This window comes from Jidongwangia harbinensis (genome assembly GCF_020216025.1).
In the GTDB taxonomy this organism is placed as follows: domain Bacteria; phylum Actinomycetota; class Actinomycetes; order Mycobacteriales; family Micromonosporaceae; genus Actinoplanes; species Actinoplanes harbinensis.
In genome coordinates this window covers 36,714-63,631 of the sequence record NZ_JAIWNC010000053.1, presented here as the reverse complement: position 1 = coordinate 63,631, position 26,918 = coordinate 36,714, and the positions used below count along the sequence as shown (strand labels likewise).

Below are 26,918 nucleotides of genomic sequence, written 5' to 3'. Positions count from 1 at the left end.
TGGGGCCGGGGCGAGGGAAGGGGGGTGGGGTCAGGCCGGGAGACGGGTCAGGCCGGTAGACGGGTCAGGCCGGTGTTCAGCATGGTTGCGGCCCGTGGGCAGTCGCGTACCTGGTCGCGGATCAACCGCAACCCGGCGACCAGCGCCGCAGGTGGCACCTCCCGGGCCGCCAGCACCCCGGCCGTCCAGTCCACGAAGTCGGTGACGATCCGGTCGTCCCCGACATACAGCGCCGCGCTCAGGAAGTCGACGATGTGGCCCATGTCCTCGGCGGTGGCGTCGGTCTGCCGCCGGTCGTAGGCGGTCATCGCCGGGTACGCCGCGACCAGCCGTTCCATCGCGGTGCCGATCAGTTCGGCCCGCCGCCGCACGACATGGGTGTACTCGTCGTCGCCGAGGAAGCCATCGAGGGAGCCATCGAGGGAGCCGCCGAGGGAGCCGCCGAGGGAGCCACCGAGAGAGTCGCCGTGCAGGTCACCCCGGGAGCCGGAAGCGGACCCGGCGAAAGACCCGGGGACGGCCGGTGGCCAGTCGGCGGACAGCCGGGCCACCGCCTCCTCGGCATTCGGGGCCCAGGCGTCCGCGCCCAGCCGTTTCGCGTACCGGCCGTCGGGACCGAAGCCGCGCCCACCGGCGATCACCGGAACCCCGGCGGACCGGCTCGCCGTGATCGCGGCGTGCGCGCGGGGCAGCCGGATCGCCAGCATGCAGCTCAGGGCCACCGCGTCGGGGCCGGTCTGGTGCAGGTGGGTGACCAGGTGCGGGCCGGGCACGCTGGCGCCCAGGAAGTCGACGCGCCAGCCGTCCAGGCGCAGGGTCTCGGCGAGGATGCGGACCGGCAGGGCGTGCCATTCGCCGTCCACGCAGGCGATGGTGATGCGGCCGCGGGACGGGCGGACGGAGGTGCGGGCGGCCACCGCGGCCAGGGCGCGTTCGCTGATGGCGGTCGCCGCGTGTTCCCGGGCCACCGACCATTCGTTCGCGGCCCAGAGTTCGCCGACGCGGGACTGGGTGCGGGCGATGAGATCGATCATGACCCGTTGCGGGGGTGCGCCGGCGTCCAGCAGGGCGGTGACCGCCTCGACGGCGCCGTACTCGTCGCCGTCGCCGACCAGCTGGAGGAAATGGTCGGCGAAGGCGGGGTCGTCGAGCGACGGTGGGGGAGTGGTGGTGAAGGCCGTCACGAGCGTTGCCTGGTCCGCCGATCTCCGCGGCGTGCGTCGATCGCGAACGGTGAGACGTTCGGCGCGCCGCCGCCGCGCAGGCTCAGGGGGGTACGGGCGGGTGCGCGCACGGCGAGCATGGCGATGTCGTCGCGGATGCCGCCGTGCACCCAGTCGGAGACGAGTTGGCGGACGCGTTCCACCACGGCGGTGCCGGGCAGTCCCTGGCACGAGGCGAGCGCGTCGTGCAGGCGGAGCTCGCCGTAGTGTTCGGTGCCGGTGGCGCCGCCGCGGGCCTCGGTGAGCCCGTCGCTGTACAGCAGGCACAGTTCGCCGGGCGCCAGTTCGATCTCGGCGGTGCGGGCCACGGTGCGGTGCACCACGCCGATCAGCGTGCCGGAGGTGGGCACCTCCTCGACGGTGCCGTCGTTGCGGAGCACCAGCGGTGGCGGGTGCCCGCCGGCGGCCAGCGTCATCGCGACCCGGCCGTGGTCGGTGCGGCGGACCGCGCCCACCACCAGGGTCACGAAGCGGTGTTGCCGGCCGGCCTGCAGCAGGGCCTGGTTGAGCACCTGGAGCATCGCGGCGGGAGGGGCGTCCATCAGCCGGAGCGCGCGCAGCGTCTGGCGGACCTTGCCGGTCAGCACCGCGGCCTCCGGGCCCTTGCCGCAGACGTCGCCGAGCGCCACGACGGTCTCCGGGCTGGTCTCGGTGGGGCCGAACACGTCGTAGAAGTCGCCGCCGATGCGCAGCGCGTCGCGGGCCGCCTGGTACGAGCCGATCAGCTCGATGCCGTCCAGCTGCGGCAGTTCCGGCGGCAGCAGGTCGGCCTGCAGGATGGCGGTGGTGTCCACCTGTTCGCGGTAGAGCGCGGCGGCGGAGATGGCCGAGCCGGCGCGGGCCGCGAAGATCCGGGCCAGCATCTCGTCGTCCGCGGCGAACACGGCGTGCGGGCCGCGGCGGGCCAGGATCAGCGCACCGGCCGGCTGGGCGTTGCCGGGCAGCGGGGTGACCAGCAGCGCGCCGACCGGGCCGAAGTCCTCGGGGAGCAGCCAGGCGGGCACCTGCGCGGCGTCGAGCCAGCGGCTCGGGATGGGCGGGAAGCCGCCCAGAGCCTCGGCCAGCCCGGGCACCTCGGCGAGGTTCCGCTCGCGGAACGTGCCCTCCTCGACCGCTCCGGCGGTGACCAGGCGCAGCCAGTCGCACTGCCGGCGGTCGGCCGGGAGGACCACCACGGCCGCGTCGGCCAGGTGCGACACCGCCAGCTCGACCGTGGTGCGGACGCAGCGCCGCTGGTGCAGCGACGACGACAGCCGGCGGCCGGCCTCGGCGAGAAACGCGGTCCGGCTCTGTTCCAGGGTGAGGGCCTCGGCGCGGCGGGTCTCCTCGGTGCAGTCGAGCAGATACCACCCGTAGTGGGCGTCGTCCAGGCTGCGCCGGTGGCCGAGCACGTGGCGTCCGGCGTACTCCGTGGTGAACGTCTGTTCGCCCGCGGCGACCGCTTCGGCGAGGCCGGTGATCGGTGCCTGAAGCGCGGTGCGGCCGGGTGCCAGACCCGGCAGCAGTTCCCGGGCGGCCGCGTTGACCAGCAGGATCGTGTCGTCCGCGGTGGTGCACAGCAGGACCGCCTCGCGGGAGGCGTCCAGGGCGGCCAGCAGGAGGCCGGGTGCGGGCACGACGGCAACCGCGTCCTCGATCAGGTCGCCGGTGGTGTCCGGCAGCTGGGTGGTCATGCCTCCCCCTTTCTCTCCCCCGCCTGCAACGTCCCGACCAGCCTACGTGCTCCACCGCCGTACGTCGCGGCTCAGGCGGCGGGCCCCGGTGCGGTCCAGTCGAGATCGACCACGATCGGCGCGTGGTCGGACGGGCCCTTGCCCTTACGCGCCTCGCGGTCGATCACCGCGTCCCGGACCGCGCCGGCCACGTCCTCGGTGGCGTACACCAGGTCGATCCGCATGCCCTTGTTCTGGTGGAACATCCCGGCACGGTAGTCCCAGTAGGTGAACGGGCGGTCGCCCTTGAGCGGGCGGCCGACGATGTCGCGCAGGCCCAGCGCCCGGACCGCGGCCAGCGCCGCCCGCTCCGGCGGCGTCACGTGCGTGGAGTCGGCGAACAGCCGCGGGTCCCAGACGTCGTCGTCGGTCGGCGCGACGTTGAAGTCGCCGGCCGCCACGGTCGGGCCGGCGGCGACGTCGGCGGCCAGCGCGTCGCGCAGCGCCGCCAGCCAGGCCAGTTTGTACGTGTAGTGCGGATCGTCCGGAGTGCGCCCGTTCGGCACGTAGATCGAGGTGAACCGGATGCCGGCGCACGTCGCGCTGATCGCCCGCGCCTCCGGGTCCGGGTAACCGGGTTCGCCGGGGAAGCCGAGCCGGACGTCGTCCAGGCCGACCCGGGAGAGCACCGCCACGCCGTTCCAGCGTCCCTGCCCGTACGCGGCCACGTCGTACCCGAGGGCCTGCACCTCGGCGGCCGGGAAGCCGTCCGCGGGAACCTTCGTCTCCTGCAGGCAGAGCACGTCAGGGGCGGTGCCGGCGAGCCAGTCGAGCAGCCGGGGGAGGCGGGCCTTGACCGAGTTCACGTTCCACGTGGCGAAGCGCATCCGCCCAGCCTGCCGCATCCGCGGCGGACGGCAAGCCGCCGGGCCGGACGGTCAGTGGGTCCGGCGGGCGGGGCCGGAGCGGACGTCACGAAGCGCCGCGAACAGCGCGCCGCTCAGGCCGAGGGCGAGGGTCAGCAGCCCGATCACGAGCCAGACGCTGCATTCGTCCCCGATCAGTGCGGTCATGCGTGTCGCCTCCTGTCACGGTCGTCCGGTCCGGACAACTCTTCCTGACGGATATATCGGCCGCGCCCGGTCGGACGCAAGGTTCCCCGGCGAGCGAATGATGCCCGACTCGGCGGCGTGGCACCAGTCGGGGCGCCTGGTTTATCACCGACCGGGGGATGCCGCGACGGATCCGCTACGGTCTATCCGGCCGAGAGGAGAGGCGATCGTGCGCATCGAGGCGGTGCCCGCGCTGCCGGACCACTGGGTGGAGCCGGCCTGGTGCTTCTACTGGGAGACGTTCGACGAGCTGCGGATCCACGCGGTGCAGCGGCACCTGCTGCACCGCGACGAGTTCGACGAGATGATGGCGGACAAGCGGTTCGGCAAGTGGGTGGCGTTCGACTCCGGCGGTGCGGTGGTGGGGCTGTCGGTGATGACCGACGACCTGACCGCGTTGCCGCTGCTGTCCCAGGACTACTTCGTCCACCGCTGGCCCCGGATGTACGCCGAACGCCGGATCTTCTACATCGTGTTCGCCGGCGCCCAGCGCGGCGTCCGCGGCACCGGCGTGTTCATCCGGTTGCTGCGCGAGATGATGGAGCCGCTGAGCGCGGTGGACGGCATGGGCATGGTCGACGTGTGCAGCCACAACGAGGTGATGCGGGACCTGCCGGTGGCGATCGGCCGGATTCTGGGCCGGATCGACGGGCGGATGCGCATGCGGCGGCTGGACAGCCAGTCGTACTGGCTCTACGAGTTCCCCGCGGTGAGCTGATTCCGGCCCTTGCCGGCCGGCGTGGCCAGCCGCTGGTTCTTCCCGGCGGCCGCGGCGGCGCGGGCCGCCGGGCCGCCGGCATGCCAGTGGCCGGCGAACTCCCCCGGTGGCACCGCCGGGCCCCAGAGCCAGCCCTGCCCCTGGGTCACCCCGACCGCGGCCAGGGCGTCGCGCTGCAGGCGGGTCTCCACGCCCTCGGCCACCACGGTGAGCCCCAGGGCGTGGCTCATCGCCACCACCGCGCGGACGATCTCCTCGTCCTCCATGCTCTGGCCCAGCCCGGCGACGAAGCTGCGGTCGATCTTCACGCCGGTGACCGGGAACCGGCGCAGGTAGCCGAGCGCGGAGAAGCCGGTGCCGAAGTCGTCGACGAGCAGCCGTAGGCCCATCTCGCGCAGGTCGAACAGCACCCGGGTGGTGACGCTGGAGCCGTCCACCATCACCGACTCGGTCATCTCCAGCGCCACCGCGCGCGCCGGGACGCCGTGCCGGAGCAGCTCGCCGGCCACCACGAGGGGCAGATCGGCGTCGTTGAGCTGGCGCGGCGACACGTTCACCGACAGGTAGAAGTCGTCGGTCACGGTCCCGTCGGCACGCCACTCGGCGAGCTGGCGCAGCGCCTCCTCGCGTACCCAGGTGCCGATCGCCCCGATCAGGCCGGCCTCCTCGGCAACCGGGATGAACGACATCGGCGGGATCGGCCCGCGGTCCGGGTGGTCCCAGCGCACCAGCGCCTCGGCACCCACCGGTCGACCGGTGTCCAGGTGCAGGATCGGTTGGTACGCCACCCGCAACTGGCCCCGGGTCAGCGCGGTGCGCAGCGCCGCCTCCAGCTCGATGCGTTCCCGGACCCGGTCGTGCATGGAGGTGTCGAAGACGGTGGACCGTCCCGGGCCCTCGGCCTTGGCGCGGTACATCGCGGTGTCGGCGTCCCGCATCAGCGCCTCCGCGGTCACCGCCGGGTCGCCGTCCGACACGGCGTGCGCGATGCCGATCGACGCGCTGATCACCACCTCGGTGTCGCGGACCGACAGCGGGCCGGCGAAGCAGCCGCGGATCTCGTCCACCAGGCGCAGCGCGCCGGTCTGCTCGCCCACGTACGCCAGCAGGAACTCGTCCCCGCCGACCCGGGCCAGCATGCGGGCCGGCGGCACCACCGACCGCAGCCGCGCCGCGACCTCGATGACCAGCTGGTCGCCGGTGTCGTGACCCCAGGACTCGTTGACCCACTTGAACCCGTCCAGGTCGAGCAGGTACACCCAGACCCGCCGGTCGCCGCCGGCCGGCGTGCCGTCGAGCAGGCGCTCGATCTCGGCCGAGATGAGCCGCCGGTTCGGCAGTCCGGTGAGCGGATCGTGGGTGGCCTGGTGCTCGGAGTGCAGCTGCGCCGCGACCTGGGCCTGCACCGCGGAGACCGCGCGGATCACCAGCAGCACCACCATGGCGGCACCGACCAGGGCGATCGTGACGCGGTGGCCGGCGGACCGGTCGCCGACCAGGACCAGCATCAGGAACGGGGTGACCATGGCGGGCAGCAGCAGCGACATCCGGCGCCAGGACCAGGCCTGCACCGGCCGGCGTGCGGCCCGGCTCAGCTCCACCACCGACGGGTGCAGCGTGGTCACGCCCATCAGCACGAACGCCAGCAGGAACGGCACGTCCAGCAGCGGCGAGGCGTACAGCCGGCCGGACACCCCGAGCACCGCGTACGTGAGGTCGCCGACGCCCATCAGCGCCATCGCGGTGAGCAACGTGACCAGGCTGAGCGGCCAGCTGGTCGCGGTGAACGTCAGGTTGACCACGAGCAGCAGCAGGACCACGTCGAGCAACGGGTACGCCGCGGCGAGCACGCCCACGAACGCGGGGCGCCCGCCGACCAGGGCGGCCGGCACCGCCAGCAGCAGCGTGCACACCAGTCCACCGGCCAGGCAGACCAGCAGCCCGTCCAGCACCGCGTGCCGCTGCACGCTCTGCCGGGCCCGCAGCAGCAGCACGAAGAACGACGCGGTCAGCAGGTAACCGGGAATGGTGGTGAGGTCGGACAGCAGCGTGAACGGCAGCGGCAGGGTCACTGCCCAGGGCCGGATCACCACGCCGATCAGGAAGGCGAGCGCGGCCGCGGTGAGCAGCACCCAGGCCGCCCGCGGTTCGGCGCCGAACCGCCGCGGGCCGGCGAAGCAGGCCGCCACGGTGCCGACCCCGACCGTGGCGAACGCGAGCACGCTCAGCAGGGGAGAGAAGCCGGCCGAGTAGACGGCGGTCGCGACGATGCCGGCCATGGCGAAGACCTGCCACTGCCGGTGGCCGGCCGAAGCAGCCACGGATCGCACCACATCGCCCCCCGGCAGAACCGTGTCGCCGCCGGTCCAGTCAGCCGGCCAGCGCCCCCGCCGATGGCACCGTACCCACAGAGCCGTGCCGTTCGGCAGTGGTTCCGTGGACAAACAGTGTCGGACAGGCACACCGGCGGAGCAACTCCTGTGCCACCGGTCCCAACAGTGCCGATCTGTCCCTTCCGCGCGGCGCGACCACCACCATCCGGGCGCTGCGCGACGCGCGGGCCAGGGTGGCGGCCGGATCGCCGGTCAGCAACCGGGTCCGCGGCCGGACCAGCTCGGGCACCGCGGCCACCGCGCCGGCGAGCAGTCGGGTGCCCTCGGCCTCGTGCGCCGGTTCGCGCATCACGTGCACCACCTCGACGCCGGTGCCGCGGTGCCGGGCCTCGGCGGCGGCGTACCGCAGCGCCCGCACCGAACTGGCCGAGCCGTCCACGCCGACCAGCAGCGGTCCGGCCGGCGGGCGCGGTCCGCGGGCCACCACGGTGGGGCAGAACGCCCGGGAGGCGGTCTGCAACAGCACCGAGTCGACGGGTACCCGCGGCGCGCCGGCCAGCCCCTCGTCGCCGACCACCAGGAGTTCCGCGGACCGGCTCAGTTGGAGGAGCACCCGGGCCGGCGCGCCGTCCAGCACCTGCCCGGTGACCCGGACCCCGGGTGCGCCGTGCGAGGCCGACGTCACCGCGCGGTCGACGATCGCGGCGGCTTCCCGCCGCGCCGGACCGTAGGCGGTGGCTTCCGCGCCGTGGTGCGGGGCCGGCCAGGTGAACACGTGCACCACCCGCAACTCCCGTTGCCGGGCCACCGCCTCGCGAGCGGCCAGCCGCACCGCCGCCAGACTCGCCGCCGTGCCGGTCACGCCGACCACCACGGGAGCTGCGCTCGAGGTCTGCACCAGCATTCACCTCCACCGACCATTATCTATGCTGTGCAGTGCCCGTCGCGCTTCGTGATCAATCCCTCAGCCCCAGGGCGGCTGATGACCCATTCAGGTTGAGGGTTTACGGTGAACACCAGGTTCATGGGGACATCTGCCGGTGAAGTGAGGGAAATACATGACGGATGTCAAGCTCGACCACCCCGGTGGCCAGTTGTCGATGCCGGTGCGCGAGGCGGTCGAGGGCCCGGGCGGCATCGAGGTCAGCTCCCTGCTCAAGGAGACCGGCTTCGTCACCCTGGACACCGGTTTCGTCAATACCGCGTCGTGCACGTCGTCGATCACGTACATCGACGGTGACGCCGGCATCCTGCGCTACCGCGGCTACCCCATCGAGCAGCTGGCCGGCAAGGCCTCGTTCCTCGAGGTGTCGTACCTGTTGATCCACGACGCGCTGCCGACGCCGGCCCAGCTGGCCGACTACGCCGACAAGATCCGGGTGCACACGCTGCTGCAGGAGGAGATGCGCACGTTCTTCTCCGGGTTCCCGCGCGACGCGCACCCGATGGCGGTGCTGTCCTCGGCGGTCACCGCGCTGTCCACCTTCTACCAGGACGCGCTGGACCCGGCCGACCCGCAGCAGGTGGAGATCTCCTCGATCCGGCTGATGGCCAAGCTGCCCACCATCGCGGCGTACGCGTACAAGCGCAGCATCGGCCACCCGCTGCCGTACCCGGACAACTCCCTGGACTACGTGGAGAACTTCCTCCGCCTGACGTTCGGCCTGCCCACGGTGCAGTACGACGTCGACCCGGAGATCGCCAAGATCCTGGACATGCTGTTCGTGCTGCACGCCGACCACGAGCAGAACTGCTCCACCTCCACCGTGCGGCTGGTCGGCTCGGCGCAGGCGAACCTGTTCGCCTCGGTCTCGTCCGGCGTGAACGCCCTCTCCGGCCCGTTGCACGGCGGCGCCAACGCGGCGGTGCTCGAGATGCTCGAGAAGATCTGCGCGGACGGCGGTGACGTCAGCTCCTTCGTGAACCGGGTGAAGAACAAGGAGAAGGGCGTCAAGCTGATGGGCTTCGGCCACCGGGTCTACAAGAACTACGACCCGCGCGCCGCCATCGTGAAGAAGGCCGCCCAGGACATGCTGTCCAAGATGGACCGGCCCGATCCGCTGCTGGAGGTGGCGTTCCAGCTCGAGGAGATTGCGCTGTCCGACGACTACTTCGTCTCCCGCAAGCTGTACCCGAACGTCGACTTCTACACCGGGCTGATCTACAAGGCCATGGGCTTCCCGACGAAGATGTTCACGGTGCTGTTCGCGCTGGGCCGGCTGCCCGGCTGGATCGCGCAGTGGCGCGAGATGATGCTCGACCCGGCCACCAAGATCGGCCGCCCGCGCCAGCTCTACACCGGCGAGGCCGAGCGCCAGTTCGTCCCGATCACCGAGCGGTAGGCAACGCCGCCAGCCACTGCAGGACGCGCGCCGCGCCGTCCTCGGACCGTAACCGCGCCGCCAGGGCCTGTGCCAGGGCGGCGCGGTGTGGGTTGGTGGTGACGTCGCGCAGCGCCGCGGCCAGGCGGTCGGCGGTCAGGTGGCGCATCGGGACCGGCGCTGCGGCCGCGCCCAGCCGGTGCAGGCGGCCGGCCCAGAACGGCTGGTCGGCGAGGACCGGCACCGGCACCGCGGGTACCCCCGCGCGCAGCCCGGCTGCGGTGGTGCCCGCCCCGGCGTGGTGCACCACGGCCGCGACCCGGGGGAACAGCCACTCGTGCGGCACCTCGCCGACGGTCAGTACCGACGGCGACGACACCCGCAGGCCGGCCCAGCCGGACTGCACCACGGCGCGTACCCGGGCCCGGCGCACCGCGTCCAGCACCGGCCCGCTCAGCCGCTCGCCCTGCCCGGGACCCATGCTGCCGAATCCGATGAACACCGGCGGCGGCCCGTCGGCGAGGAAGGCGGCCAGGTCCGGCGGTGCGGTCCAGCCCGCCGGGCGCGCCGGCCACCAGTAGCCGACCACCTCCAGCTGCGGCCGCCAGTCGGCGGGACGGGGCACCACGGCCGGGCTGAAGCCGTGGAAGTTCGGGTACCGGCCCCCGTCCTGCCACGAGCGCAGGGTGCGGATCGGCTGGTGCGGGAGGCCGAGCCGGGCGCGCAGCCGCTGCACCGGGCCGGCGTACAGGATCTGGCTGGCGGTGTTGGCCGCGGCGGTCACCGCGCGGTTGCCGGGGCGGCCGACGGACCGGCCGCCGAGCAGCACCGAGCCGAACTCGCCGGTGGGCGCGACCGGTTGCAGGAACACCCCGGCCCAGGGCACGCCGGCCGCCTCCGCCACCTGGTAGCCCAGCGGCGCGACCACGGTGGACAGCAGCAGCACGTCCGGCCGGACGGTCTCGGCGGCCGCGGCGATCCCGTCGCCCAGCTCGGCGATCAGCGGGCGGGCGATGCGCAGCAGCCGGCCCAGCGCCCGCGGCCCGGTGCCGGAGGTGCGGCCGTCCTGCCCGCGCGCCTGCGGCAGGATCCGGCGGAGATCGCCGGGGATCGGCACGAACGGCAGCCCGAGCGCGGCGAAGGTGGCCGCGAACGGCGCGTGGGTGGCCACGGTGACCTCGTGACCGGCGTCGCGCAGCCGGACGCCGAGACCCGTGTACGGCGCCACGTCACCCATCGACCCGGACGTCACGAGAAGGACCCGCACGATCCGCATCATGTCACGACCGTACATGCCTTGACGGTTATATAACTCGCATGGCATGGTCGGCGCATGTCCGTGGACGCCCTGGCCGTGCTCGCCGAGCCGACCCGGCGCCGCATCGTCGAGGCGCTGCGCCGCTCCGACCACAGCGTCGGCGACCTCGTGGCGGCGCTCGACATGAGCCAGCCGGCCGTGTCCAAACACCTGAAGGTGCTGCGCGAGGCCGGCGTGGTCAGCGCGCGCACCGTCGCCCAGCACCGCATCTACACGCTGGAGCCCGGCCCGTTCCGCGAGCTGGACGCGTGGCTGGCTCCGTACCGCACGCTCTGGACCCGTTCCCTGGACGCGCTGGAGCGCCACCTCGACAGCAAGGAGTGACCCATGCCGCTCGACCCCGGACCGCTCGGCGACGCCTCCGTCGTCGCCGACGGCGACACCTGGACCCTGATCTTCATCCGCGACCTGCGGCACCCGCCCGCGGCGGTGTGGCGGGCGCTGACCGACCCGGCCGAGATCGACCGGTGGGCGCCGTTCCGCCCCGACCGCGATCTCGGCACCACCGGCGACGCGGTGCTCACCATGGTCGACGGCGCCGAACACACCGACCTGCCCGGCATCGTGCTGCGGGCCGAGGCGCCCGCGCTGCTGGAGTACACCTGGGGTGCCGACCGGCTGCGCTGGGACCTCGAAGCCACCGCCGGCGGCACCCGGCTGACGCTGCGGCACACCTCCGCCGAGCGTGACATCGAGGCGATGGTCGCGGCCGGCTGGCACCTCTGTTTCGTGGTGCTGGAGCGGCTGCTCGACGGCGAGCCGGTCGAGGCGGTGCGCGGCGACGCCGCCCGGGAACACGGCTGGGCCGACCTGCGCGACGGGTACGCGGTCAAATTCGCCTAGGTTCTAGGGTGACCGGGTACCGCCCGTCGGTGAAGGAGGCGCGCATGGACGTCGTGATCGGGGTCGACACCGGAACCACCGCGACCAAGGGCGTGGCGGCCGGCATCGACGGTGCGGTACGCGCGTCCGCCAGCGTGCACTACCCGCTGTCGGTGCCCGGTTCCGGGCGGGCCGAACTCGATCCGGTCCGGTTGCGCGACGCCGCGGTCGAGGCGCTGATCGACGTCGCGAAACAGTGCCACGCGAACGGCGACCGGGTCGTCGCGGTCAGCCTCAGCGCGTTCCTGCACGGCCTGGTGCCGATGGACCGCGACGGCCGGCCGCTGGGCCCGCTGGTCACCTGGGCCGACGGCCGCGCCGCCGCGCAGAGCGAACGGTTCGCCGCGGACGGGCTGTCCAGGAAACTCCAGGCCCGCACGGGTACGCCGGTGCACCCGATGGCCCCGCTGGCCAAGCTGGCCTGGTGGCGCGAACACGACCCGGCCACGCTGCGCGACACGCCGCGCTGGGGCGGGGTGAAGGAGATCGTGCTGGCCGGCCTCGCCGACGCGCCGTTCCTGGTGGACCTGTCCGTCGCGTCCGGCACCGGGCTGTACGACATCCACGCCCGCCGCTGGGACCCCGAGGCGCTCGACCTCGCCGGCGTGCGCGCCGCCCAGCTCGGCGAGGTGGTGCCGACCACCGAACGGCTGCGCCTGGACTCCGGCGTGGCGTCCGCCGCCGGGCTGCCCGCCGACCTGCCGCTGATCATCGGCGCGGCCGACGGCCCGCTGGCCAACCTGGGCGTCGGCGCCACCCCGGACGGCGTGGCCGCGGTCTCGCTGGGCACCAGCGGCGCGCTGCGCACCATGGTGGACGCCCCGGTCGCGGACGCCGCCGGGCGGCTGTTCTGCTACGCGCTGACCGAGGACCGCTGGGCGATCGGCGGCGCGGTGAACAACGCCGGCTCGGTGGTCCGCTGGGCCGGGCAGAGCTTCACCGGCGGTGCCGGGCAGCCGGGCGCCGAGGGCGAGGACGCCGACGAACGCGACGCCGCGCTGCTCGCCGAGGCCGCGTCCGCGCCCCCGGGCAGCGGTGGCCTGCTGTGCCTGCCGTACCTGCTGGGGGAGCGGGCGCCGTGGTGGCGCTCCGGACTGCGCGGCGCCTACCTCGGGCTGCGCCGCGAACACGGCCGCCCGCACCTGGTCCGGGCCGCGGTGGAGGGCGTCTGCCAGCAGCTCGCGCTGGTGCGCGACTCGTTCGACGCGGAGGGACACCCGGTGACCGCGGTACGGGCCACCGGTGGCGCGGTCGCCTCCAGCCTCTGGGTCGGGGTGCTGGCCGCCACGCTGAACCTGCCGGTGTCCGTCGCCGAGTCCCCGGAGGGCACCGGCCTCGGCGCCTGCCTGCTCGGCCTGCACGCCCTCGGCGAACTGCCCGACCTGGACGACGCCGCGCGGCTGGTGGACGTCGCCGCGCCGACCGTGCCGGATCCGGCGGACGCCGCGCTGTACGCCCGGTTGCGCCCGCTGGTCGAGGACTCGGTGCAGGCGATCGCCGGGGTGCTGACGGAGCTGGACCGGCTGGCGCCGGAACCGTTGCCGGACACCGAGAAGGCGGTCACCAATCGCTGAACCGGCGCCGGCCGGTCACCGCCCGGCCCGGTTGCGGTACTCGCTCGGCGTCAGGCCGTGCTCGAGCCGGAACTGCCGATTGAAGTTCGACAGGTTGTGGTAGCCGCTGGCCTGGGCGATGGCGATGATCGGGTCGTCGGTGAACTCGAGCAGCTGGCGGGCCTTCGCCAGCCGCAGCTTGCGCAGGGTGTCGCTGAAGGACTGGCCGGTGGCGCGGGCGAAGTAGCGGGAGAACCCGGACTGGGACATGCCGACCCGGGCCGCGATCGCGGTCAGGCTGACCGTGCCGTTCAGGTTGGTGAAGACCTCGCGCATGGCCAGGTCCACGATCCGGGTCGCCTCGCTGTCCGCCGGCGGGGTGATCCCGGGGCCGGCCAGCAGCCGGTACTCGGCCGGCGGGGCGTCGGCGAGGGTCTGTAGCAGGGCGGTGATGTGCCGCAGCCGCGCCATCCCGCTGCTCCGGCCGATGGCCAGCAACTCGGCGGCGCCGTGCGCGGCGGCCGGGCCGGCGAACTCGATGCCGCGGGCGGCCCGGAGCAGCAGCGGTTCGAGCGTGGCCAGCTCGGGCAGCAGGACCTGGGTGTCCTTGACCCACTGTGGGTGGAACTGGAACACGACGTCGCGGTCGGCGATGTGCTCGCCGGGGTCGATGTCGCTGATCCAGTTGTGCGGCAGGTGCGGTCCGACGAGCACCAGTTGGCCGGCCGAGTACCGGCCGATCCGGTCGCCGACGATGTACCACCCCGATCCGTACTGCAGCAGGTGCACCTCCAGCTCGGGGTGGTGGTTCCAGCGGGCGACCGGGTCGGGATAGCCGTGCATCAGCCACCGGCCGGTCTCGTCCGGCGCGTTCGGGATGATCTCCCGCGCCGCGCTCTGCCGCACCAGGCGCCGGGCCCGCTCGACGTGCAGCTGTGCCGCGATGCGCGACGACATGGCGCCCTCCCCGGTTGATCGTGCTTGCATATAAGTACCAGAAGGTGTGATCCAAGGCACTAGTTCGGCGCCTGCAGCTCCCTTAACTTCGCTGTGACCAGCACTGCTACCAGCGAGGTGAGTGGGAATGGATGCAGCGACCGATGCTCTCAGCCGTCGGCGGCTTCTCCGGGGCGGAGCGGACACCATGCGGGTCGCCGTCCTGCGCGAACCCCGCGACCTGGTCATCGAGGAACGGCCCACCCCCGAACCGGCACCCGGTCAGGTCCTGGTCCGGGTCTCCGCGGTCGGTGTCTGCGGCTCGGACACCCACTACTTCGACCACGGGCGGATCGGGCCGTTCGTGGTCGAGGCCCCGCTCGTCCTGGGCCACGAGGCGGCCGGCGTCGTCGCGGCCGTCGGCGACGGCGTGACCGGTCCGCGGGTCGGCCAGCGCGTGTCGATCGAGCCGGGCGTACCGGACTTCACCTGCCCGCAATGCCTGGCCGGACGGTACAACCTGTGCGCCGGGATGCGGTTCTTCGCCACCCCGCCGATCGACGGTGCCTTCGCCGAGTACGTCACCGTGCACCCGGCCTTCGCCCACCCGGTGCCCGACACGATCAGCGACGACGCGGCCGCGCTGCTGGAACCGCTGTCCGTCGCGGTCTGGGCGTGCGAGAAGGCCCGGGTGGGCCCGGGCGACCGGGTGCTCGTCACCGGCGCCGGCCCGATCGGGCTGCTCGCCCTGCAGACCGCGCTCGCGTTCGGCGCCGCCGGGGTCACCGTCCGCGACGTGAACCCGGACCGCCTCGCGGTCGCCCGGTCGCTGGGCGCCGCCCGTACCGTCGACGCCCGCGAACCGGGCACCGACCCGGACGAGCCGGCGCCGACCGTCCTGCTGGAATGCTCCGGCGCCGCCGCGGCCGCGACGGCCGGACTGGCCGCCCTGGACCGCGCCGGGCGGGCCGTCCTGATCGGCATGGGCAGCGACGACCTCCCGCTGCCCGTCTCCGTCATCCAGGCCCGCGAGCTCACCATCACCGGCACCTTCCGTTACGCCAACACCTGGCCCACCGCGATCGACCTCGCCGCTTCCGGACGGGTGGACCTGGACGCGCTGGTCACCGGGCACTACGACCTGGCGGACGCCGGTCTCGCGCTGACCGCCGCCCGGGACGTGCCCGGATCGGTCAAGGTGATCGTCCGGCCGCAGCGCGCCTGACCCGTGTGCCGTCCGGGTCACGTTGACGCGGGGTGCCGCGGTAGGACAGAGTGACCGGCGAGCGGTAGCGGAGGAACCCGGTGCGAATCCGGGGCGGTCCCGCCACTGTGACCGGGGAGTGACCCGCAGGTGACGCCACGGCCGGCAACGGCCGGAAGGCGGCGGGGCAGCGGCGATCCGGCAGCCAGGAGACTCCGGCCGCTCGTGCCGCCGAACTGCGGGCGTGGACACCCGCCGGAAGGAATCGCCCCGTGCCGCCCTCGTACCCTTTCTCGGCCGTGGTCGGCCTCGACGACCTGCGCCTCGCGCTGCTGCTCACCGCGGTGTCTCCCGCCATCGGCGGGGTTCTGGTGCGCGGCGAGAAGGGCACCGCGAAGAGTACGGTCGTCCGCGCGCTCGCCGCCCTGCTGCCCGAGCTGGACGTGGTGCGCGGCTGCCGCTTCGCCTGCGACCCGGACGCGCCGGACACCGACTGCCCGGACGGACCGCACGCCCCCGACGCGCCGCACGGGCACCGGCCCGCCGCGCTGGTCGAGCTGCCGGTCGGCGCCACCGAGGACCGGGTGGTCGGCACGCTCGACCTGCAGCGCGCGCTGGCCGACGGGGTCAAGGCGTACGAGCCCGGGCTGCTGGCCGCCGCGCACCGTGGCGCGCTCTACGTCGACGAGGTCAACCTGCTGCCCGACCACCTGGTCGACCTGCTGCTGGACGCGGCCGCGATGGGGCGGGCGCACGTCGAACGCGACGGGGTGTCGGTCAAGCACGCCGCCCGGTTCCTGCTGGTCGGCACGATGAACCCGGAGGAGGGCGAGCCGCGCCCGCAGCTGGTCGACCGGTTCGGGCTGGTGGTGACGGTGGCCGCCCCGCGGGACGTGGCGCAACGGGCCGAGGTGGTGCGGCGGCGGCTGGCGTACGAGGCGGACCCGGAGACGTTCGCGGCCCGGTTCACCGCCGCCGATGCGTCGCTCGCCGCGCGGATCGCCGAGGCGCGCGCCCGGGCGTCGGCGGTGCAGCTGCCGGACGCCGAACTGGACCGGATCGCCACGGTGTGCCTGGACTACGGCGTGGACGGCATGCGCGCCGACATCGTGGTGGCCCGCTGCGCGGTGGCGCTGGCCGCCTGGCACGGCCGGGACCGGGTCACCGTCGCCGACGTCCGGGACGCGGCCCGGCTCGCGCTGCCGCACCGGCGGCGCAAGGACCCGCTGGACCCGCCGGGCACCGACGAGCAGCGGCTCGAGGAGGCGCTGGACCGGGCCTCGGCGGACGACCCGGACGACGACCCGCCGCCGCCCGAGGGTGGTCCGGCGCCGGACGACGGCGGCCCGCCGCCGCACGACGGGCCGCCGCCCGAAGCCGGCCCGCCGCCCGGCGGCGCGCCCCCGCCCACCTCCGGGCCGACCGCGGGAGACCCCGGTCCGGCGGATGCCGCTTCGCCGGCCGAGGACGCCGCCGCCGGGACCGGCCCGGTGGATTCCGCGGACCCGGCGGCCGGGCCGGAGCAGCCACGGCGGAACGCGCCGCCGGCCGCCCAGGCCGGGCCGGCGTTCCGGACGCGGGCGCTGCGGATCACCGAGCGCGGCGAGGGTGGACATGCCGGTCGCCGGTCGCCCGCCTACGCCCGGCGCGGACGGGTGGTCGGCTCCCGCACGCCGCACGGCGCGATGACCGGCGCCCCGCATCTCACCGCCACGCTCCGCGCCGCCCTGCACCGCACCGCCACCGAGCCGGCCGATGGCGATCCCGGCACCCGGCCGCTGACGCTCGTGCAGCCGCGGGATCTGCGTGCGGCGGTGCACGTCGGCCGGGAGGCCAACCTGGTGCTGTTCGTGGTGGACGCCTCCGGGTCGATGGCGGCGCGCCGCCGGATGAGCGTGGTCAAGACCGCGGTGCTGTCGCTGCTGCGCGACGCCTACCAGCGGCGGGACCGGGTCGGCATGATCACGTTCCGGGGGCGGACCGCGGAACAGGTGCTGCCGCCCACGTCCAGCCACGAGGTCGGGGTGCTGCGGCTGGCCGATCTGCGCACCGGCGGGCGTACCCCGTTGGCGGCCGGCCTACGCGCCGCGGCCGCGACCATCGCCACCGAGCGGCGCCGGGATCCGCGCCGGCGTCCGCTGCTCGTCGTGGTCACCGACGGCCGCGCCACCAGCGGCCCGGACCCGGTGCTGGTGGCGCCCGCGCTGGCCGGCGTCGCGGCCGTGGTGGTGGACTGCGAGTCTGGACCGGTGCGCCTGGGACTCGCGCGCCGGCTCGCGGCGGCCCTGGACGCCGACGTCATGCCGCTGGACCAGCTCGACGCCGGGAGGGCCGCCTGATGCCGCAGGGCAAAGTGGAGATCGTGCCGGACGACGGGCTCACCACCCGCCAGCGCCGCCGGCAGGCCGTGCTGGCCGTCCACACCGGACACGGCAAGGGCAAGTCGACGGCCGCGTTCGGGATGGCGCTGCGGGCCTGGAGCGCGGGCTGGGACATCGGCGTGTTCCAGTTCGTGAAGAGCCCGAAGTGGCGGGTCGGCGAGGAGACCGCGCTCAAGGCGCTGGGCGAGCGGATCACCTGGCACAAGATGGGCGAGGGCTGGTCCTGGATCCAGCGGCCCGGCACCGAACGCGACCACGCCGTCGAGGCCGCCGAGGGCTGGGCGCAGATCAAACGGGACCTGGCCGCCGAGACCCACCGGTTCTACGTGCTGGACGAGTTCACGTACCCGATGAAGTGGGGTTGGGTCGACGTGGCCGACGTGGTGGCGACGCTGCGGGAGCGACCCGGCACCCAGCACGTGGTGATCACCGGCCGGGACGCGCATCCGGATCTGCTGGAGGCCGCCGACCTGGTCACCGAGATGACCAAGGTGAAGCACCCGATGGACGCGGGCCGCAAGGGCCAGCAGGGCATCGAGTGGTGACCGTCCCCCGGGTGGTGGTGGCCGCGCCGGCGTCCGGGCACGGCAAGACCACGGTGGCCACCGGGCTGCTGGCCGCGTTCGCCGGCCGGGGTGTGCCGGTGGCGCCGTTCAAGGTCGGCCCCGACTACATCGACCCGGGCTACCACGCCCTCGCCGCCGGCCGGCCCGGCCGCAACCTCGACCCGGTGATGGTCGGCGAGGACCTGATCGGCCCGCTGTTCGCGCACGGCGCCGCCGGTGCGGACCTGGCCGTGGTCGAGGGCGTGATGGGCCTGTACGACGGCCGCACCGGCGCCGGGGACACCGGCTCCACCGCACACGTCGCCCGCCTGCTCGACGCGCCGGTCCTGCTGGTCGTGGACGCCGCCGCGCAGGGCCGGTCGGTGGCCGCGCTGGTGCACGGGTTCCGCAGCTTCGGCGACGTGCGGCTGGCCGGGGTGATCCTGAACCGGGTCGGCTCGGACCGGCACGAGGCGCTGCTGCGGGAGGCCTGCGAGGAGGTCGGCACCCCGGTGCTGGGCGCGCTCCGCCGGGCCGACGCGGTGGCCGCACCGTCCCGGCATCTCGGCCTGGTACCGGCCGCGGAACGCCGCGCCGAGGCCCTGGCGTCGGTGACCGCGCTGGCGTCGCTGATCTCCACGTCGGTCGACCTGGACGCGGTGGCCGCGGTGGCCCGGTCCGCACCGCCGCTGCCCGCCACGCCGTGGACCCCGCGGGCCGACGATCCGGTGCCGGGCCGTCCGGTGGTCGCGCTGGCCGGTGGACCGGCATTCTCGTTCGCGTACGCCGAGACGGCCGAACTCCTCGCCGGCGCCGGAGCCGACGTGGTCACGGTAGACCCGCTGCGCGACGAGAGCCTGCCGGCCGGCACCCGCGCTCTGGTCGTCGGCGGCGGTTTCCCCGAGGTGTACGCCGCCGAGCTGTCCGCCAACGCCCCGCTCCGGGCGGCCGTGGCCGCGCTGGCCGCCCAGGGCGCGCCGATCACCGCCGAGTGCGCGGGCCTGCTGTGGCTGTGCCGCACCCTGGACGACGCCCCGATGTGCGGGGTGATCGACGCGGACGCCGCCATGACGCCCACGTTGACGCTGGGCTACCGGGACGCGGTGGCCCTCACCGACAGCCCGCTCGCGGTGACCGGGACCCGGGTCACCGGGCACGAGTTCCACCGGACCGTGGTGCACCCCCGGTCCGGGCTGCTGTTGTCGCCGGCCGGGGGAGCGGCCTGGGCGTGGCGGGGCGCGGACCCGGAAGGGTTCGCCGGGCCCGGGCTGCACGCCTCGTACCTGCATCTGCACTGGGCCGGCCGGCCGGAGCTGGCCCGGGGCGTGGTGGCCGCGGCGGCGGCGTGACCCGGCCCGAAGCGGCCGGGCGTCCCCGGGACGTCCGGCGGGTGGTGGTCGGTGTCGGACTCCGGCCCGGAGCGGCCGGGCGCCTCGGGGACGTCCGGCGGGTGGTGGTCGGTGTCGGACTCCGGTCCGGAGCGGCCGTTGCCGATCTCGCCGACCTGGTCGGGGCGGCGCTGCTCTCCGCCGGTGCGCCGCCGGCCGCGGTCGCCGCGCTGGCCACTCTGGACCGGCGCGCCGCCGAGCCCGCCGTGCGGCAGCTGGCGGCCCGCCATGGCTGGCCGGTGATCGGGTGCGCGGCCGGAGACCTGGACGGTGTGGCGGTGCCGGGCGACGCGCGGGTGCGGCGGGCGGTCGGTACCGGAAGCGTGGCCGAGGCCGCCGCTCTGCTCGCCGCGGGACCGGGCGCGGAACTGCTGGTCCCGAAGACCACCGGTCGCGCGGTCACCGTCGCGGTCGCCGTGTCGCCCGCGGAGCCCGGCTGACCACGCACGAAGGGGGCGCTGTGCACCCGAAAGTCCCACGGGCCGTCGCGTGGAGTGGCGTGTGTGGGGGTGCGGTGCGCTGTGCACCCGAAAGTCCCACGGGCCGTCGTGTGGAGTGGCGTGTGTGGGGGTGCGGTGCGCTCCGCACCCGCAAGCCCCACGGGCTCTGGGCGGTCGGCGTTACGGGCTCAGCGCGTCGGCGCACGCCGCCAGATCGGCGCGGAGCCGCTCCCGGGCCGCCGGCGTCAGTGTCTCGGTCATCCGCCGCTCGACTCCGGCCACCGTGGCGCTCGCCTGTTCCAGCACGCGCCGCCCGGCGTCGGTGAGTTCGGTGGGCAGCGCGCGTCCCTGCGGCGCGGTCGCGGCCCGCGCCAGCAGCCCACGCTCCGCCAGGCCGAGCAGCACGGCGTGCATGGACTGCCGGGTGACGAACGCGCCGCGGGCGAGTTCGGCCGCGGACATTCCGGGTCGCTGGCCGAGGATCTCCAGGCAGGCGTACTGCGGCACGGTCAGCCCCAGCGGGCGGAGTTCCGCGTCCATCGCCGCGCGCAACGCCGCGGCGGCCTGCTTCAGGGTGTATCCGACGGACCGATCGAGATCACCAACCCCTTGTGTCATGTCAGTATCCTGACATACGCTCAGGCATGTCAGGACCCTGACATCGAATCGAGGAGTAATCATGACGGTCACCGGACCCGACTTCATCGCCCTGCAGGTGCGCGACGTGGACGCCGCCGCCGCGTTCTACGAGAGCCGGCTCGGGCTGCGGCGTGCCCCCGCCGGGCCGCCGGGAGCGGTGGTGTTCACGACCACGCCGGTGCCGTTCGCGGTCCGGGCGCCGCTGCCCGGTCTGGACCTCGACGCGGTGTCGCCGCGGCCGGGTGCGGGCGTGGCGCTCTGGCTGCGGGCCGACGACGCGCAGGCGCTGCACGACGGCCTGGTGGCGGCCGGGGTGCCGATCCTCACCGCGCCGGTCGACGGGCCGTTCGGGCGCACCTTCACGTTCGCCGACCCGGACGGCTACGCCGTCACCATCCACGACCAGGCCTGAGGCGTGGTCAGCCGGTCTCCCACTCGTGCACCGGGACGTTGGCGTGCATGAGCGGGAGGTACCGGCGCAGCATCTCGTGCAGCGCCTCCTGCCGGTCGGTGCCCTCCGCCTCCAGCGCGTGCAGCGTCTCCACCTGCCAGGTCGCCCCGTTGCGGTGGGTCAGGCAGCGCTGCTCGATGATGCCCAGCAGCCGGTCGCGTTCGGTGGCGGAGACCCCCCAGCGGTCCAGGCCCTCCTTCGCCATCGGCAGCAGGCGGCGCAGGACCAGTTCGGTGACCGGTACGTAGCCCAGGCCCGGCCAGAACACCGAGGCGTCGATGCCGTGCCGGGCGCCGGCGTGGAAGTTCTCCTCCGCGGCACTGAACGACATCTGGGTCCACAGCGGCCGTTCCGCCTCGGCCAGCACGCGGATCAGACCGTAGTAGAAGGCGGCGTTCGCGATGGTGTCGACCACGGTCGGGCCGGCCGGCAGCACCCGGTTCTCGACGCGCAGGTGCGGGCGGCCCTTCACCACCGCGTAGATGGGCCGGTTCCAGCGGTACACCGTGCCGTTGTGCAGTCGCAGTTCGCTGAGTCCGGGGGTGTCGCCGCGCTCCAGGATCTCGGCCGGGTCGTCGTCGTCACAGATCGGCAGCAACGCCGGGAAGTAGCGGACGTTCTCCTCGAACAGGTCGAACACCGAGGTGATCCAGCGTTCGCCGAACCACACCCGCGGGCGTACCCCCTGGGCCCGGATCTCTTCCGACCGGGTGTCGGTGGCCTGCTCGAACAGCGGGATCCGGGTCTCCCGCCACAGCTCCCGGCCGAACAGCAGCGGCGAGTTGGCGCCCAGGGCCACCTGCACGCCCGCGATCACCTGGGCGGCGTTCCAGTACGCGGCGAACTGTTCCGGGCTCACCTGCAGGTGGAACTGGGTGCTGGTGCAGGCCGACTCGGGGGCGATCGTGTCGGTGGTGACCGCCAGCCGGTCGATGCCGTCGATGCGGATCTCCAGGTCCTCGCCGCGGGCCGCGAAGATCTGTTCGTTGAGCAGCGCGTACCGCGGGTTCGCGGAGAGCGCCTCCGCGGTCATGTGCTCGCGGCGCAGGGTGGGCAGGATGCCGATCATCACCATGTGCGCGCCGACCGTGCGGGCCCGCTGCTCGGCGCTGTTCAGGCTGTCCCGCAGCGAGCGTTCCAGGTCGGCGTTCTCGTCGCCGGCCAGCCGCCGCGGCGGTACGTTGATCTCCACGTTGAACTGGCCGAGCTCGGTCTGGAAGTCCGGGTCGGCGATCGCGTTCAGCACCTCGGCGTTGCGCATCGCCGGGTCGGCCCGGTCGTCGATCAGGTTGAGTTCGATCTCCATGCCGGTCAGCGGCCGCTCGAACTCGAACCGCGCCTCGCGCAGCATGCTGGCGAACACGTCCAGGCTGCGGCGGACCTTGTGCCGGTACTTGGCCCGGTCCTCACGGGTGAACTCGTGCGGATCGACTTCCTCACCCATGGTTTGCCACCCTTCACACGCAGTAGCCCTAACCTCGCACACCGGCCGTCCGGAACCAAGGGGCTATGATCGGCGCCCGTGCGCCGAGTCCTCCCTTCCCTGTTCGCCGCCGTCGCAATCGCCGAGGCGGTGAGCTGGGCCGCGCTGCTGACCGGAATGTTCTTCAAATACGTGGTGGTACACAACGAGATCGGCGTGCGGATCGCCGGCCCGATCCACGGCGCGCTGTTCATGGCGTACCTCGGGGTCGCGGTCCTGCAGGCCCGCCAGGCCGCCTGGCGGTGGTGGGTCACGCTGATCGCGCTGGGGTGTGCGGTACCGCCGTTCGCCACCCTCGTCTTCGAGCGGTGGGCGCGCTCCCGCGGGCTGCTCGCGGTCAGCGGCGCAGGAGATCCCGCAACGCAGCCGTGACCGCCTCCGGGTTCTCCTCGGCCATGTGGTGCCCGCTCTCGATCGGTACGCCGACCACGTCGTCCGCCCACGCCCGCCAGACCGCCACCGGATCGCCGTACAACTCCTCCAGGTCGTCGCGGGTCGACCAGGCGACCAGCACGGGACACGTGACGCGGCGGCCGGCCGCGCGGTCGGCCCGCTCGTCGGCCCAGTCGCCGCGCACCCCGGCGCGGTAGTCGCAGACCATGGCGTGCACGGTGGCCGGGTCGTGCACGGCCGCGCGCAGGTCGGCGAACGCCTCCGCGCCCATGTGCTCGTCGGTGAACCGGTACCAGGCGTCCGGGTCGGCGCTGATCACCCGCTCGGCCGGCTTCTCGGTCTGGGCGAAGAAGAACCAGTGCCACCACTGCCGGGCGAAGTCGACGCCGATCCGGCCGAGATGCTCGCTGATCGGCAGGCCGTCCAGGAACGCCGCGTGGGTCACCGCCGCCGGATGGTCCAGCGTGAGCCGCAGCGCCACGGCGCTGCCCCGGTCGTGCCCGGCCACGGCGAAACGGTCATGGCCCAGCTCCCGCATCAGGGCGAGCACGTCGCCGGCCATGGCGCGCTTGCCGTAGCCGGAGAAGTCGTCGCCGGCCGGCGGCTTGGAGGACCGGCCGTACCCGCGCAGGTCCGGGCAGATCACGGTGTGATCGGACACCAGCGCGTCGGCCACCCGGTGCCAGGTGACGTGGGTACGCGGGTGGCCGTGCAGCAGCACCACGGGCGGGCCGTCGCCGCCGTACCGGACCCGCAGCGTCGCCGGTCCCACGTCCACGTGGGTGAGTGTGAAGCGATCGAACATGCTCCCGATACTGCCGCACGTCACCGGAACGTGCGCTTTACCGCGCGCCCGGGCCGATCGAGACTGATCTCCGGAAACCGAGACCTGGGGAGGCGGCGGTGCGGTGGAACCGGCTCGGGCACCTGATCGTCGCGGGCGCGACCGCGGTGGTCCTGGCCGCCACGCCGGCCGCCAGCCGGCCGGCCGCACCGCGACCGCCCGCGGTGCCGTGGACCACGGCCTGGGCGACGGCACCCGCGGCCGCGGTGGGCGGGATCGAGCGGGGGTACGCCGGCTTCACCTTCCGCAACGTCGTGCATCCCACGGCCGGCGGGAACCGCGTCCGGGTCCACCTGTCCAACCGGTACGGCACCCGCGCAGTCCGGATGGGACACGTCACGGTCGCCGTCTCCGCGCACGCCGGCGGTACCCGGGACGGCGCGATCGACCCCAGTGACGGCAGCGCGGTGCCCGGCACCGTACGCGACGTGCGGTTCGCCGGCCGCCGGTGGATCACCGTCCCGGCCGGGGCCGAGGTGGTCAGCGACCCGGTCGCGCTGGGCGTCGCGGCCGACCGCGATCTGCTGGTCAGCATCTGGACGCCGGAGCCGTCCGGCACGGTCACCCAGCACCCGGCCGCGCTGCAGGACTCGTTCCTCGCCCGGGGCCCGGCCGACCACGCCGGCGACATGGCGGCCACCGCGTTCACCGGGACCACCCGGGCGTGGCACTACGTCAGCGGCGTGGACGTGGCGGGCGGCCCCGGCACGGTGGTGGCGCTCGGCGACTCGATCACCGACGGGACGGCGTCGACCCGGGGCGGGAACCGCCGGTGGACCGATCACCTGGCGGCGCGCCTGGCCACGTCGGCCGTGCCGGACTACGGCGTGGCGAACGCCGGGATCAGCGGCAACCGGGTGTTGCGCGACAGTTCACGCGGTGGCCGCAGCGCGCTCACCCGGCTGCCGCACGACGTGCTGGACCGGGCCGGCGCCCGTACCGTGATCGTCGCCGCCGGCATCAACGACATCCAGCGGGCCCGGCACTCCGACGACCCGGAGGAGATCGCCGCCGGGCTGGCGCAGATCGCGGCGCGGGCCCGGGCCCGCGGGATGCGGGTGGTCGGCGCGACCGTCCTGCCCTGGAAGGGCCGGGGTACGTGGACGCCGGAGCGGGAGGCGACCCGGGCCGCGGTGAACGCGTGGATCCGCGCGGGCGGCGGGGGCGCGTTCACCGGGGTGGCCGACTTCGACGCGGCGACCCGGGACCCGGCGGACCCGCAGCGGCTGTGGCCCGGCTACGACAGCGGCGACCACCTGCACCCCAACGACGCCGGCCAGCTGGCGATGGCCCGGGCGGTGCCGCTCGACGAGCTGTGAGCCGGGTGGATCAGGCCAGCCAGGCGGCGGCCAGCGCGCACGCGAGGACCAGGCCGCCGACGGACTGCAGCAGCAACGCCGGGCCCAGGTGCGACCACATCGTCGGGATCCGCGGGGTCAGCGGTTGCAACGTGGTCAGGTTCACCACGCTCATCAGCTTCACCGGCAGCGTCGGGTCCTTCTGCGGGCTGGTGGTCACCTGCACCAGGTCGCCGCGGCGCAGTGCGGAGACCGGGAGGTGGCCGTGCATCTCCACCTCGTACGTCCGGCCCAGGTCGTCGCGCAGCCGCACCGGCGTGACCAGGAACTCCGGCCCCTTCTTCAACTCCTTGAACTTGCGCCGCGCGCCGCCACCGCCGCCGCGCACCAGAGCCAGGAGCAGGGCGCCGACCATCTGCATCAGGGTGGCGGAGACGAAGACGGCCAGCACGAGAGGCTGGCCAATCTTGACTTCCCGGGTGTACGACGCCCGGTATCCGACGAAGTGCGCGGTGATGACCGGACCGGCGTGCCGGAGGATCTGGGCGCGGAACAGGTCGGTGTCGTCCATGGGGGATCACCTCCTGGATGTCCCTTGATGGTACGGAGAGGCATCGAACAATCACAGTGAGTGAATTCGCGACTCATGCACCGACCGGGCGACGCCGGTCACCTGGCGTTTGATCACCTCCGCACCGGGCATGCCTGACCCGCGGTTGCCGAGGCGGGCGGCGAACGCACCACGGACGCCGAACGACAGGATGACCGAACCATGAAGCTGCCCGAACCACGCGGACCGGTGTCCGGCGCCGTTGCCGCCGCACTGTCCCGCAGCCCGCACGACCTCGACCCGGGCCTCGGTGACCTGCTGGCCACGCCCGGACCCGACCCCACCGCGCTGCTGGCCGACGAGGATCTGCAGCTGACCCTGTTCCTGCTGTACGAACTCGCGTACCGGGGCTGGGACGGCGTCGACGACGGCTGGGAGTGGCATCCCGACCTGATCCGGCTGCGCGGCGTGGCCGAGGACCGTCTGGAGACCGCGCTGCGGGCGCTCGCCGCGCCGCACGCCGACGAGGTGCCGGCCGACCTGACCGCCGCCACGGTGGCCCAGAAGCTGGTGGCGATGACCGCCGAGGAAGGCGGCCCGTCGCTGTCGAAGTACCTGCGCGGGCGCGCCACGCTCGAGCAGTTCCGCGAGTTCGCCGCGCACCGTTCCGTCTACCACCTGCGCGAGGCGGACCCGCACACGTTCGCGATCCCGCGCCTGGCCGGGCGGGCCAAGGCCGCCCTGATCGAGATCCAGATGGACGAGTACGGCAACGGCCGCGTGCAGCGCATGCACCAGGAACTGTTCCGGCACACGATGACCGGCCTGGGCCTGGACACCACCTACGGCGCGTACGTCGCCCAGGCGCCCGCGCTGACCCTCGCCTCCAACAACCTGATGTCGCTGTTCGGCCTGCACCGGCGCCACCGCGGGGCGCTGCTCGGCCACCTGGCCGCGTACGAGATGACGTCCACGGTGCCGAACCGGGCCTACGGCAACGGGCTGCGCCGGCTGGGCGGCGACGCGGACGCGACCCGGTTCTACGACGAGCACGTCGAGGCGGACGCGGTGCACGAGCAGATCGCCGCGCACGACATGTGCGGCTCGTTCTGCGTGGCCGAGCCCGAACTCGCCGCGGACCTGCTGTTCGGGGCGCGCAGCGCGCTGGCGGTGGACACACTCTGGGCCGGGTACGTGCTCGAGCGCTGGTCGGCCGGGGAGAGTTCGCTGCGGCCGGCCCCCTGAGAGCCGGCC

26 protein-coding genes and 1 riboswitch are annotated in these 26,918 nt (G+C 74.0%); of the genes, 14 read left to right on the top strand and 12 right to left on the bottom strand.

Going from position 1 to position 26,918, the window contains the following annotated elements:
- Positions 1 to 47: 47 nt before the first annotated feature.
- The 4 genes from LDL48_RS39180 to LDL48_RS44025 all read right to left on the bottom strand — a co-directional run bounded on the left by LDL48_RS39180 (position 48) and on the right by LDL48_RS44025 (position 3,948).
- Complete coding sequence (locus tag LDL48_RS39180) at positions 48 to 1,184, bottom strand: cobalamin B12-binding domain-containing protein (RefSeq protein WP_225260246.1); 1,137 nt, start codon at positions 1,182 to 1,184, stop codon at positions 48 to 50.
- Positions 1,181 to 2,896 carry a PP2C family protein-serine/threonine phosphatase gene (locus tag LDL48_RS39175; protein ID WP_225260245.1) on the bottom strand — a complete coding sequence of 572 codons (1,716 nt, stop codon included), beginning with the start codon at positions 2,894 to 2,896 and terminating at the stop codon, positions 1,181 to 1,183. Before LDL48_RS39175 ends, LDL48_RS39180 begins: the two co-directional genes overlap by 4 nt.
- Before the next feature lie 71 nt (positions 2,897 to 2,967).
- Positions 2,968 to 3,762: an exodeoxyribonuclease III gene (locus tag LDL48_RS39170; protein ID WP_225260244.1), complete on the bottom strand. Its 795-nt coding sequence runs from the start codon at positions 3,760 to 3,762 to the stop codon at positions 2,968 to 2,970.
- 51 nt (positions 3,763 to 3,813) lie between these two features.
- Positions 3,814 to 3,948 carry a hypothetical protein gene (locus LDL48_RS44025; RefSeq protein WP_255630167.1) on the bottom strand — a complete coding sequence of 45 codons (135 nt, stop codon included), beginning with the start codon at positions 3,946 to 3,948 and terminating at the stop codon, positions 3,814 to 3,816.
- Between the two features lie 208 nt (positions 3,949 to 4,156).
- Between LDL48_RS44025 and LDL48_RS39165 the strand changes: the two genes are divergently transcribed.
- Positions 4,157 to 4,705 carry a hypothetical protein gene (locus LDL48_RS39165; protein WP_225260243.1) on the top strand — a complete coding sequence of 183 codons (549 nt, stop codon included), beginning with the start codon at positions 4,157 to 4,159 and terminating at the stop codon, positions 4,703 to 4,705.
- Here the strand turns inward: LDL48_RS39165 and LDL48_RS39160 are convergent.
- On the bottom strand, positions 4,681 to 7,026 hold the full coding sequence (locus tag LDL48_RS39160) for a putative bifunctional diguanylate cyclase/phosphodiesterase (RefSeq protein ID WP_225260242.1): 2,346 nt from the start codon (positions 7,024 to 7,026) through the stop codon (positions 4,681 to 4,683). The genes LDL48_RS39165 and LDL48_RS39160 overlap by 25 nt on opposite strands.
- A gap of 49 nt (positions 7,027 to 7,075) precedes the next feature.
- Positions 7,076 to 7,936, bottom strand: coding sequence for a universal stress protein (locus LDL48_RS39155; RefSeq protein ID WP_225260241.1), 861 nt, complete (start codon positions 7,934 to 7,936; stop codon positions 7,076 to 7,078).
- A gap of 160 nt (positions 7,937 to 8,096) precedes the next feature.
- Between LDL48_RS39155 and LDL48_RS39150 the strand changes: the two genes are divergently transcribed.
- Positions 8,097 to 9,380 carry a citrate synthase gene (locus LDL48_RS39150; RefSeq protein WP_225260240.1) on the top strand — a complete coding sequence of 428 codons (1,284 nt, stop codon included), beginning with the start codon at positions 8,097 to 8,099 and terminating at the stop codon, positions 9,378 to 9,380.
- Here the strand turns inward: LDL48_RS39150 and LDL48_RS39145 are convergent.
- On the bottom strand, positions 9,367 to 10,638 hold the full coding sequence (locus tag LDL48_RS39145) for a glycosyltransferase (protein WP_225260239.1): 1,272 nt from the start codon (positions 10,636 to 10,638) through the stop codon (positions 9,367 to 9,369). The two genes, LDL48_RS39150 and LDL48_RS39145, sit on opposite strands and share 14 nt — an antisense overlap.
- Before the next feature lie 54 nt (positions 10,639 to 10,692).
- Between LDL48_RS39145 and LDL48_RS39140 the strand changes: the two genes are divergently transcribed.
- Genes LDL48_RS39140 through LDL48_RS39130 form a run of 3 tightly spaced genes read left to right on the top strand, consistent with a single transcriptional unit; the run spans position 10,693 to position 13,133 of the window.
- Complete coding sequence (locus tag LDL48_RS39140; RefSeq protein WP_225260238.1) at positions 10,693 to 11,001, top strand: ArsR/SmtB family transcription factor; 309 nt, start codon at positions 10,693 to 10,695, stop codon at positions 10,999 to 11,001.
- Positions 11,002 to 11,004: 3 nt separating this feature from the next.
- Positions 11,005 to 11,520 carry an SRPBCC family protein gene (locus tag LDL48_RS39135; RefSeq protein WP_225260237.1) on the top strand — a complete coding sequence of 172 codons (516 nt, stop codon included), beginning with the start codon at positions 11,005 to 11,007 and terminating at the stop codon, positions 11,518 to 11,520.
- 44 nt (positions 11,521 to 11,564) lie between these two features.
- Positions 11,565 to 13,133: a gluconokinase gene (locus tag LDL48_RS39130; RefSeq protein ID WP_225260236.1), complete on the top strand. Its 1,569-nt coding sequence runs from the start codon at positions 11,565 to 11,567 to the stop codon at positions 13,131 to 13,133.
- Positions 13,134 to 13,148: 15 nt separating this feature from the next.
- Here LDL48_RS39130 and LDL48_RS39125 read toward each other — a convergent pair whose 3' ends face one another.
- Positions 13,149 to 14,069: a helix-turn-helix domain-containing protein gene (locus tag LDL48_RS39125; protein WP_225260235.1), complete on the bottom strand. Its 921-nt coding sequence runs from the start codon at positions 14,067 to 14,069 to the stop codon at positions 13,149 to 13,151.
- 187 nt (positions 14,070 to 14,256) lie between these two features.
- Between LDL48_RS39125 and LDL48_RS39120 the strand changes: the two genes are divergently transcribed.
- From LDL48_RS39120 to LDL48_RS44335, 5 genes are all read left to right on the top strand, one after another.
- Positions 14,257 to 15,273: an NAD(P)-dependent alcohol dehydrogenase gene (locus LDL48_RS39120; RefSeq protein WP_225260234.1), complete on the top strand. Its 1,017-nt coding sequence runs from the start codon at positions 14,257 to 14,259 to the stop codon at positions 15,271 to 15,273.
- 71 nt (positions 15,274 to 15,344) lie between these two features.
- A riboswitch (cobalamin riboswitch) is annotated at positions 15,345 to 15,467 on the top strand.
- A 57-nt stretch (positions 15,468 to 15,524) separates the two neighbouring features.
- On the top strand, positions 15,525 to 17,591 hold the full coding sequence (locus LDL48_RS39115) for a VWA domain-containing protein (protein ID WP_225260233.1): 2,067 nt from the start codon (positions 15,525 to 15,527) through the stop codon (positions 17,589 to 17,591).
- Positions 17,591 to 18,178, top strand: a complete 588-nt coding sequence (gene cobO / locus LDL48_RS39110; RefSeq protein ID WP_225260232.1) for a cob(I)yrinic acid a,c-diamide adenosyltransferase — start codon at positions 17,591 to 17,593, stop codon at positions 18,176 to 18,178. Before LDL48_RS39115 ends, cobO begins: the two co-directional genes overlap by 1 nt.
- Positions 18,172 to 19,527, top strand: a complete 1,356-nt coding sequence (locus tag LDL48_RS39105) for a cobyrinic acid a,c-diamide synthase CobB (protein ID WP_225260231.1) — start codon at positions 18,172 to 18,174, stop codon at positions 19,525 to 19,527. The genes cobO and LDL48_RS39105 overlap by 7 nt, the downstream gene beginning before the upstream one ends.
- Complete coding sequence (locus tag LDL48_RS44335; RefSeq protein ID WP_225260230.1) at positions 19,524 to 20,006, top strand: cobalamin biosynthesis protein; 483 nt, start codon at positions 19,524 to 19,526, stop codon at positions 20,004 to 20,006. Before LDL48_RS39105 ends, LDL48_RS44335 begins: the two co-directional genes overlap by 4 nt.
- Positions 20,007 to 20,186: 180 nt before the next feature.
- Here the strand turns inward: LDL48_RS44335 and LDL48_RS39095 are convergent, their stop codons facing one another.
- Positions 20,187 to 20,624 carry a MarR family winged helix-turn-helix transcriptional regulator gene (locus LDL48_RS39095; protein WP_225260229.1) on the bottom strand — a complete coding sequence of 146 codons (438 nt, stop codon included), beginning with the start codon at positions 20,622 to 20,624 and terminating at the stop codon, positions 20,187 to 20,189.
- Positions 20,625 to 20,685: 61 nt separating this feature from the next.
- Here LDL48_RS39095 and LDL48_RS39090 point away from each other — a divergent pair, with 61 nt between their 5' ends.
- The gene (locus LDL48_RS39090) at positions 20,686 to 21,057 is read left to right on the top strand and encodes a VOC family protein (RefSeq protein ID WP_225260228.1); all 372 of its coding nucleotides are present in this window, start codon (positions 20,686 to 20,688) and stop codon (positions 21,055 to 21,057) included.
- A 7-nt stretch (positions 21,058 to 21,064) separates the two neighbouring features.
- Here the strand turns inward: LDL48_RS39090 and LDL48_RS39085 are convergent, their stop codons facing one another.
- Complete coding sequence (locus tag LDL48_RS39085) at positions 21,065 to 22,540, bottom strand: glutamate-cysteine ligase family protein (RefSeq protein ID WP_225260227.1); 1,476 nt, start codon at positions 22,538 to 22,540, stop codon at positions 21,065 to 21,067.
- Positions 22,541 to 22,618: 78 nt separating this feature from the next.
- On the opposite strand from LDL48_RS39085, the gene LDL48_RS39080 reads away from it, so the two are divergent.
- Positions 22,619 to 22,951, top strand: coding sequence for a DUF3817 domain-containing protein (locus tag LDL48_RS39080; RefSeq protein ID WP_225260226.1), 333 nt, complete (start codon positions 22,619 to 22,621; stop codon positions 22,949 to 22,951).
- Here the strand turns inward: LDL48_RS39080 and LDL48_RS39075 are convergent.
- A complete protein-coding gene (locus LDL48_RS39075) occupies positions 22,917 to 23,777 on the bottom strand; it encodes an alpha/beta fold hydrolase (protein WP_225260225.1) in 861 nt (286 codons plus the stop codon). The two genes, LDL48_RS39080 and LDL48_RS39075, sit on opposite strands and share 35 nt — an antisense overlap.
- Positions 23,778 to 23,875: 98 nt before the next feature.
- On the opposite strand from LDL48_RS39075, the gene LDL48_RS44855 reads away from it, so the two are divergent.
- Entirely contained in the window at positions 23,876 to 25,135 is a 1,260-nt protein-coding gene (locus tag LDL48_RS44855) for an SGNH/GDSL hydrolase family protein (RefSeq protein WP_225260224.1), read from the top strand.
- A gap of 10 nt (positions 25,136 to 25,145) precedes the next feature.
- On the opposite strand, the gene LDL48_RS39065 is transcribed toward LDL48_RS44855, so the two are convergent.
- Positions 25,146 to 25,685, bottom strand: coding sequence for a hypothetical protein (locus tag LDL48_RS39065; protein ID WP_225260223.1), 540 nt, complete (start codon positions 25,683 to 25,685; stop codon positions 25,146 to 25,148).
- A 201-nt stretch (positions 25,686 to 25,886) separates the two neighbouring features.
- On the opposite strand from LDL48_RS39065, the gene LDL48_RS39060 reads away from it, so the two are divergent.
- A complete protein-coding gene (locus tag LDL48_RS39060) occupies positions 25,887 to 26,909 on the top strand; it encodes an iron-containing redox enzyme family protein (RefSeq protein WP_225260222.1) in 1,023 nt (340 codons plus the stop codon).
- The last annotated feature ends 9 nt before the right edge of the window (positions 26,910 to 26,918 follow it).

Coding starts and splice junctions, on each gene's coding strand:
- LDL48_RS39060 (WP_225260222.1), top strand. CDS start 25,887: ATGAAGCTGCCCGAACCACGCGGACCGGTGTCCGGCGCCGTTGCCGCC.
- LDL48_RS39175 (WP_225260245.1), bottom strand. CDS start 2,896: ATGACCACCCAGCTGCCGGACACCACCGGCGACCTGATCGAGGACGCG.
- LDL48_RS39075 (WP_225260225.1), bottom strand. CDS start 23,777: ATGTTCGATCGCTTCACACTCACCCACGTGGACGTGGGACCGGCGACG.
- LDL48_RS39095 (WP_225260229.1), bottom strand. CDS start 20,624: ATGACACAAGGGGTTGGTGATCTCGATCGGTCCGTCGGATACACCCTG.
- LDL48_RS39120 (WP_225260234.1), top strand. CDS start 14,257: ATGCGGGTCGCCGTCCTGCGCGAACCCCGCGACCTGGTCATCGAGGAA.
- LDL48_RS39145 (WP_225260239.1), bottom strand. CDS start 10,638: ATGATGCGGATCGTGCGGGTCCTTCTCGTGACGTCCGGGTCGATGGGT.
- cobO (WP_225260232.1), top strand. CDS start 17,591: ATGCCGCAGGGCAAAGTGGAGATCGTGCCGGACGACGGGCTCACCACC.
- LDL48_RS39065 (WP_225260223.1), bottom strand. CDS start 25,685: ATGGACGACACCGACCTGTTCCGCGCCCAGATCCTCCGGCACGCCGGT.
- LDL48_RS39125 (WP_225260235.1), bottom strand. CDS start 14,069: ATGTCGTCGCGCATCGCGGCACAGCTGCACGTCGAGCGGGCCCGGCGC.
- LDL48_RS39130 (WP_225260236.1), top strand. CDS start 11,565: ATGGACGTCGTGATCGGGGTCGACACCGGAACCACCGCGACCAAGGGC.
- LDL48_RS39135 (WP_225260237.1), top strand. CDS start 11,005: ATGCCGCTCGACCCCGGACCGCTCGGCGACGCCTCCGTCGTCGCCGAC.
- LDL48_RS39150 (WP_225260240.1), top strand. CDS start 8,097: ATGACGGATGTCAAGCTCGACCACCCCGGTGGCCAGTTGTCGATGCCG.
- LDL48_RS44025 (WP_255630167.1), bottom strand. CDS start 3,948: ATGACCGCACTGATCGGGGACGAATGCAGCGTCTGGCTCGTGATCGGG.
- LDL48_RS39170 (WP_225260244.1), bottom strand. CDS start 3,762: ATGCGCTTCGCCACGTGGAACGTGAACTCGGTCAAGGCCCGCCTCCCC.
- LDL48_RS39090 (WP_225260228.1), top strand. CDS start 20,686: ATGACGGTCACCGGACCCGACTTCATCGCCCTGCAGGTGCGCGACGTG.
- LDL48_RS39140 (WP_225260238.1), top strand. CDS start 10,693: ATGTCCGTGGACGCCCTGGCCGTGCTCGCCGAGCCGACCCGGCGCCGC.
- LDL48_RS39085 (WP_225260227.1), bottom strand. CDS start 22,540: ATGGGTGAGGAAGTCGATCCGCACGAGTTCACCCGTGAGGACCGGGCC.